This is a genomic window from Hydrocoleum sp. CS-953, from assembly GCF_002260545.1.
Lineage (GTDB): Bacteria > Cyanobacteriota > Cyanobacteriia > Cyanobacteriales > Microcoleaceae > Trichodesmium.
The window spans coordinates 1-7,396 of record NZ_LGSU01001157.1 but is presented as its reverse complement, the minus strand read 5'-3'; the positions used below and the strand labels follow the sequence as shown (position 1 = coordinate 7,396).

6 protein-coding genes and 1 pseudogene are annotated in these 7,396 nt (G+C 37.4%); 3 read left to right on the top strand and 4 right to left on the bottom strand.

Annotated elements, in window-relative coordinates:
* The first annotated feature begins 526 nt into the window (after window positions 1-526).
* Window positions 527-2,551, top strand: a complete 2,025-nt coding sequence (locus tag AFK68_RS39220) for a M23 family metallopeptidase (protein ID WP_210407488.1) — start codon at window positions 527-529, stop codon at window positions 2,549-2,551.
* A gap of 369 nt (window positions 2,552-2,920) precedes the next feature.
* Here AFK68_RS39220 and AFK68_RS18430 read toward each other — a convergent pair whose 3' ends face one another.
* On the bottom strand, window positions 2,921-3,178 hold the full coding sequence (locus tag AFK68_RS18430) for a transposase (protein WP_094674021.1): 258 nt from the start codon (window positions 3,176-3,178) through the stop codon (window positions 2,921-2,923).
* A 55-nt stretch (window positions 3,179-3,233) separates the two neighbouring features.
* On the opposite strand from AFK68_RS18430, the pseudogene AFK68_RS18425 reads away from it, so the two are divergent.
* Both AFK68_RS18425 and AFK68_RS42035 read left to right on the top strand, forming a co-directional pair.
* Window positions 3,234-3,868: pseudogene (locus tag AFK68_RS18425) on the top strand (hypothetical protein).
* 28 nt (window positions 3,869-3,896) lie between these two features.
* Window positions 3,897-4,070, top strand: coding sequence for a hypothetical protein (locus AFK68_RS42035; protein WP_246844279.1), 174 nt, complete (start codon window positions 3,897-3,899; stop codon window positions 4,068-4,070).
* Between the two features lie 113 nt (window positions 4,071-4,183).
* Here the strand turns inward: AFK68_RS42035 and AFK68_RS45660 are convergent, their stop codons facing one another.
* From AFK68_RS45660 to AFK68_RS18400, 3 genes are all read right to left on the bottom strand, one after another.
* Window positions 4,184-4,822 (bottom strand): DUF928 domain-containing protein, encoded by a 639-nt coding sequence (locus AFK68_RS45660; RefSeq protein WP_168186539.1) that lies wholly within the window; start codon window positions 4,820-4,822, stop codon window positions 4,184-4,186.
* 539 nt (window positions 4,823-5,361) lie between these two features.
* The gene (locus tag AFK68_RS43540; protein WP_256386604.1) at window positions 5,362-5,493 is read right to left on the bottom strand and encodes a hypothetical protein; all 132 of its coding nucleotides are present in this window, start codon (window positions 5,491-5,493) and stop codon (window positions 5,362-5,364) included.
* Window positions 5,494-5,891: 398 nt separating this feature from the next.
* Window positions 5,892-7,396: CHASE2 domain-containing protein (locus AFK68_RS18400; protein WP_143438024.1), on the bottom strand; the 1,505-nt coding region annotated here is incomplete at its 5' end.

The following is a 7,396-nucleotide window of genomic DNA, read 5'->3' as shown; positions in this document are numbered from 1 at the left end:
GAGTAGGGCAGAAATTGAAATACATCTAGTCTGGTCGTTTCTCCACAGTGAGAAAGACTTGATATTTTATTGATAAGTAATACCAAATCTCAAAAGTCTTGCTACATATTCATTGAATAGTAGAGATTAGAGAGTAGGTAAATTAGGAATAAGATATGTTAGCTCTTTGCCTAGAATCCTAAAAAACATTGCTGAACCTTTAGGTTAGGACATTTATAAATGCTCAAACTTAGTCAGGGATTACTTCTGAGTTCTGACTTCTGACTTGTGTGTAGTGACATATTATATCAAATCCGGTAGTATCGGTACAATTCATGCCTCGTAGGGGTTTGGTCACCAAACCCAAACCCTACTTGCAGTTTTTGCCTCTTTTAAAATCTCCCAACTCCAAAGTAAGGGGATTTGATATTACTTGCTTTCCAAACTCATAAACCCATAAAGCCAAAAAAACAACTATATCAAAGTCAAAATTGATTAAACTGTATAAATTGTTCAAAAAAAGTAACCTAAATAGTGTGAGGAAATAATGTCGCTAGAGAACCAAAACCAATCAGTTGAGTCTAACACCAAACCACAGGAAACAACTCCAGAGCAGAACCAAAAGCAAAACTTAATTCAGACCAAACTTCTCACTCACAAGTCCCTCATGCAGTTAGGTTGTTGTCTAGCTAGTTTAGGGATGTTAGGTAGAGGTATGGCTTTGGCAGAGATGGTTTTGGAAATAGAAGTCTATGACTATGAACCATCATATCAACCCGCTCCAGTAGATAGTTATTCTCCCCAAACATCCTATTCAGCACCCTCCTATTCACCAGAACCTTACTACGAAAGCGAAGCTCCTCGGTACGAGGCACCAGAGCCATATTATTCTCAACCAGCACCAACCTATTACGAAAGCGAAGCTCCTCGGTACGAGGCACCAGAGCCATATTATTCTCAACCCTACTACGAACCTGAACCATATTACTCTGCTTCACCTAGCTATTCTGAACCATATTATTCTGAACCATATTATTACGAACCAGAACCAGAACCTTATTATTCTCAACCAGCACCCAGTTATTACGAAAGCGAAGCTCCTCGGTACGAGGCACCAGAACCATCTTACTATTCTCAACCAGCACCCAGTTATTACGACCCTGAACCATATTACTCCCAACCAGCACCAACCTATGAGCCAGAACCCGAACCTGAGAATACTATCTATCTACCCAAAAATCTTTATGTAGCACCTCCAACTAATACTAACCTCAACCTCTCAAAGCAACCCAAAAATAACTTACCACCCCTAACATTACCAAAACCTGAGAAACTTTATTATTATGATGGTTCGACTAACGCTTATATAGATGACACAAATTATAAAGTCGGTGCAACAGAGAATTATGAAGCACCAAGTACAGTAGTTTTCTCAGAACGTTCCACAGGTGAAGTTGCTCAATATCCAACAAATAACAAAAATTGGAGTGCTGTTGCCCAAAATAATAATAATTGGAGCACCCCCACTCAGACTAATAACTGGAGTGCGACTACCGCAACAAATAATTGGAGCGCCCCTGCTCAAACTTCATCTTATAATTCATGGTCTGGGGAAAGTCAGCAAAATTACTATTCCAACAATAATAGTTATTACTCCTCCAACAATAGTTATTATTCAGGTTCTTCTAATTATAGTCAAACAAATTACTACTCAAATTCATCCTCCAGTCAAAGTGGTTATTACTCTAGCACTTCTTATGCTCCACACTACTCAAACTCTTCTCAAGGAGTCGAAGTCGCAGCAGTATTACCCGCTCAAGTGCAGGGATTATTTCATAACCCCATATCCCAGTCAGGTTTAGCTTATTACAAACGCACCATGCGACCTCCCGCAGTCCCCGGAAATGGTAATACCCGGTTAATATTTCCTCTATCTATTCCAGCACCTATCACCTCATTCTTTGGTTGGAGACAACATCCAATATTAGGTTATAAAAAATTTCACACAGGAACAGACTTAGGCGCACCAACAGGAACCCCAGTAGTTGCCACTTATGCAGGTCAAGTAGCGATCGCCGACTGGTTAGGTGGTTATGGTGTAACTGTTGTGCTAGATCACCAGAGAAAATCATTGGAAACTCTCTATGGTCACTTATCAGAAATTTTTGTCAAACCAGGAGAGTTTGTAGAACAGGGTGAAGTTATTGGGCGCGTTGGTAATACAGGAATGTCTACAGGTCCCCACTTACATTTTGAAATGCGACAGTTAACAAAAGATGGATGGGTAGCGAAAAACCCAGATAGTCACATTGAGTTTGCTTTAGCAAATTTGATGACAGCATTAAAGGTGACAGAAATACCGCCTGTACCAGAAGTTACTATTAATGAATTGTTGAAGCAGACCAAAGAATTAGATTCTGGTTTACCACAACTGCCACCTTTACCACCTGGTTTTGAAGTACCTATTCCTGACTTAGAGCCGCCAATTTTTGAGTTGACAAAAGCTTCAGAAAAGTCTGATGAGGATGTTCAAATTAGTTTGAATGAGCAGGAGAAAAAAGTCGTAGAATAAAGTTAGTTGAATTGGGAAAATTTGACAAAACTCCTGGATATTTGAGATAAATATTGCAGGATTTTTTATTGAAAAAGCAAGAGGGGGTTGTTATCCTAAACCCCCTCCTGGAGAAATATAGAAGGTTAAAGAAAGCCCTTTTCTAGTCTTCCTATATTTCCCTTATGAGTTATGACTCATATTCCATATGTTAATGTAGTTAACATATAAGAGGCTGTTTGTCAAGAATTATGAAGTATTAGTAGCGATATAGCTGCCGCACTTGCTCCGCCAACGCTAACCGTTTTAACATTAAACCAATCATGGAAATATCAACCAAAGCTTCCCTATTGTGAGGATGTTCTTCATAATATGCAAGAAAGTCTACGATTACGGCCGCGCCCTCGCCAAAGTCCTTTCTACCACCCAGCGTCTGGGCAAAACTTTAAACCCTTTTTCAGTTCTGTTAACAATAGCTAATTTCCATCCACAAACCATTGCCACTGATTTCTCTAGTTTTCCTCTATAACCTTGATCTGCCCAAACAATTTTCAGATTCGGGGCATCATGTTTAGCTTGAAGAAATATAGACTTAGCTCCTTGTGTATCCTGTATATTTGCAGTATGTACAACTACACGGTAGTACATCAGTAAAGTGTGGGAATGATCAGATGAGTATTGTCCCTAAATACTCTCAATCATCATGGAATGTCCTCTGTGTGGCCATCAGAAAACTCATAGGCATAGAAAAACTAGCAAAGGAAATCAACGATATTATTGCCCTGAATGCCTACAAACTTTCACGCTCTACTTTTGACACTCTCTATTATCGGCGACAAATTGAACCTGAGAAGATGGGCATGGTTCTACAGGCTCATGTTGAAGGTAGTAGTTTAAGAGGAATTAGTCGAACAGTGAATCTAGCCTATAACACGGTAGTCAATTTGGTGAGGGCTGCCTCTCAAAAAGGACAAATGATTCTTGCGGAGTCATGTAGAAAATATCAAAACCTCACAAGTCAGCAGTGATGAATACTGGCAATTATCCGAAAAAACAAAAACATTGTCAAATGAATGAATTGACAGAAGGTGACTGTTGGGTAGGTATGACTCAAGCTTCCAGAACGTGGATTAATTTTAAGTGCGCTTAGTAGGTAAACATACTGACCAGTAAGAGTGAAGAATTGATATAGCTGCCTACTTCAATTGGATTTGGGTTCATAGTCGCAAAGAAAATACTGCTGCACAAAGAGCTAAGTTGGCGTTCGTGGAGCGTTGCGTCAGCAGTATCGCTCCTTGGAGTTGGAATGACCTAATTATTTATCCCACACTTCGCTGATGCACTACCGAAAATTTATCCAGCAATTATGAGCAAGATTCGGTTTCAACTATCCCCCAAGCCATCAAAGCAGAAGAAAGAAAATCTTGAAAAAACAGGGTTTGTTCCAGTTAAAGCTTTTCGGGGTTATAGAAAGAACGAACTCCTGGATGGCAAGATGCAAAAGCTTGACCAAAAACTTTGTTTGCGGAGCATTCCGTAGGAAAATGACTCTGAAGCATGCTACAGCAAAGATTAATCTATGTTTTATCCGACTGATGCTTAAGAGGTTGGTGATCGCGTAGATACCTTCACGGGTTCTATAAAGCGACAGCTCTATTCTTTCTTACCAATTTCACAACAATCTTGAATCGGATCGTCAACTAAATCATTATAATTACCTAATAAAATCTTCAATCTATCATTTATCTCTGGATCGTCAGGATTACTCCGACGTAAGTTTACTAACTCGTTAACACTCTCAGGCAACAAACTATTCTTCTGATAAACATCAATCTTGTCTATAACAGTTTCAGCCAATTTTAGCTCACTAATCAAACTCTCGGTTGCGTCCTGCCTGAATATTTCTCCGTCAAGAGTCACCTGCTTATCATTTCCACAATCAAAAGTAAATTCCCAACCATAAGAGCCTTCTAAAGGCGGAGCAGAAGAAGGTAATTGCCAACTAATAAATCCTGGTTCTGATTCAACATTAAATTTAGTCTTATAAATAATTTTATCCCCTCCAAATACCTTTTCCTTTAAAACAAAATTAATACTACTAGAATGAGGAATATACAACCAAAAAGTTGGATGACTTGTCAAAGTTCCCACAGTTTCTGGCTGTAAGGGAATCAGAACTAAAAAAGGCTTTTTATCATTATCATTACACTTGCTACTAGGAATAGGAGCACGAGTACCTCCACCAGTGGTACTACCCTCACTTGGGTTCCCTCTTCTATCCTTATTCGCCACTTTATCAGGTTTTTTAACTCCAGCTTTTTCTCTAGTATCTGAAGTTTTTGAAATGGCAAATGTACTTTCCAATATGGGAGTAGATTGATNAAAAAAGGCTTTTTATCATTATCATTACACTTGCTACTAGGAATAGGAGCACGAGTACCTCCACCAGTGGTACTACCCTCACTTGGGTTCCCTCTTCTATCCTTATTCGCCACTTTATCAGGTTTTTTAACTCCAGCTTTTTCTCTAGTATCTGAAGTTTTTGAAATGGCAAATGTACTTTCCAATATGGGAGTAGATTGATTATACTTATGCAGTTCTTGAGATACGGTAGCTTGCTGAAAAAGTCCATCAAATTCCTCTATGTTCCCAGACTGTTGCACTAACAGAGGTGCTTTCATTTCTACTGCTACTGATTTAGCTATTCCCACATTTAGCCCACAAATGCCAATAATAACAGCAGCAAATTGTTTGATTTTCATTGTTTTCTCCCTTAAAAAATTTTTTGTCAATTCAAGCAAATGGTATAAACTTAGAGAACCCCGATAGCTCTAAACTTGTGTCTTAGTTTCTCCTAAATTAGCAGCAATTTTAATTCCTAAGACTGATAACATTCTTATAACTTCTACTCTAATAATTAGGCGTTGTTGAATTAAGGTATTAATGTATGAGGACTTGCGCAAAATAAGGTAATTCTGTGATTGCAAGAGACAGCATTTGCGTTTTATATGTGTAGCAAATCAGTCCGTTAGCATAGCAATCTCAAATATATAAGTCCTATCTATATTAGGAATAGATTCACCCTGTGAACTGAAGGTAGTGAATTAACGGGTAAGTCTAATGTTTGAGCATCTCTACTAAGAATAACAGAAAGTCTGGAGATGTGTATTTGATATAAATTATACTCCAATGTCTATTTCCCCCCTACATTGGTTTCATGTACTTCTTATTCTTACTCGCTATACTGGTCTTCATCCGGAATATATTTGAGATTAGTTTGAAGCCATCGGTAATATCAAAGAAGTATTACCTGTATACTAGCAAGTGCGTAGGGGTGTGGAAAACTATACGATCGTCCCTATCAATTATCAGTCAATGGAGGCGGACTTCTCTCAAAATTTATGAAAACAGTGACACCAGTTATAATAGATGCCAAAACAGATGGCAGCAGGGGTACGACAAAAGCTTGAGTTAAAAAAATCCAACTAACCAAGTATAAAACCATAATATTTCCTCCTATAAAAAAGACAAAGAATAAAACTTGATGAAAACACCTACCTACTACAGCACCAACAGCAGACCAACCTAAAATCCACAACCAGTCTACCCACCTATCCCAAAATCTAATTAAAGGTCTTCCATCTAAAAGTGCACTAATAATTTGACTCACCTGATGCGCGTGTATAATAACTCCAGCCATTTGCTTTTGAGAAACAGCTTGAAAACTATAAGGAGTATAAAAATTATCACTACCATTAGGGTCTGTATTGCCAAGAAGTACAATTTTATCTTTAACTAAAGATTCATCAAAATTATTATTGAGAACATCCGAAATAGTAATAGAATCAGAAACTTTATTAGGAACCCTATCTGAGTTTCTATAATTAAGTAAAACTTGAAATCCACCAGAGTCAATTTTTTGATAAAAACCTTGTCCTTCTACAAGGTCTTTGAAAGTAACTTGCCCTATTTTGACAAATCCTTGGGGAGCATCTTCCTCTTTAATGCCTTTAGTTTGCAAATAATTAAGCGCAACTTTAACACTTAATGAATATTCTGTTTGACAAGGATTTCCCGATCTTTTATTCTGAAACATTAAGTGGCGACGGATTACATTAACTTGACCAATATCTAGCATAAGCTGAATAAAACCGAAGCGTTCCTCCTTCTCTACTGTCGTAGGAGGTCTGGTACTAGGTTCATTCCTGTTATTATCATCGTCACTAACACTACAAACAGCAATTATTTTCTTATTATTACTCAAAAGTGTTAATAATTTTTGATAACCAGATTCAGAAGGTAAAGGATTATTTCGTAAATAATCTACACCAATAATGGCAGGTTTATGAGTTTCTAATTTAGCTATTACTTTAGCTAAATTCTCATCAGTTAAACTATTACTAATTCCATATTTATTAATATCTGTGGCCGTAGCTTCAACAATTAAAAGACGAGGATCTGGTGGCTCTGAAGGTCGCCATCGCATCAGACGATCATACTCATTTAATTCCAATGATTGTAGTAAACCTAAACTTCTCAAAATAATCACTCCTACTCCCACCAAACCTGCAATACCTAAACTCATTCCTAATGTTTTAGGTTGAGGTTTAGCCTGAGAATTATCCAGATTATTTGCTAAATTTGCTAATTTTTCTGCTAATTTTTCTTTAACCCAATCTTCATTAAAAATTTTCTGATAAATTTTATTAAAAACAAATAATTTCTTTTGTCTTTTAATTACTATGCCAGACAATCGTAGAGCCATTTGTACTGGACTATCATCAGTTTTAACTTCTCCCTTTTGCAGAATTTCTTGATATAGTCCCAATAATTGAGGAGCAAATTCAACATGATTAACTAAATAAT

What these genes read in the sequence shown, in the direction of transcription:
- AFK68_RS42035 (WP_246844279.1), top strand. Translation starts at nt 3,897, where the DNA reads ATGAGCAAGATTCGGTTTCAACTATCCCCCAAGCCATCAAAGCAGAAG.
- AFK68_RS18430 (WP_094674021.1), bottom strand. Translation starts at nt 3,178, where the DNA reads ATGTACTACCGTGTAGTTGTACATACTGCAAATATACAGGATACACAA.
- AFK68_RS39220 (WP_210407488.1), top strand. Translation starts at nt 527, where the DNA reads ATGTCGCTAGAGAACCAAAACCAATCAGTTGAGTCTAACACCAAACCA.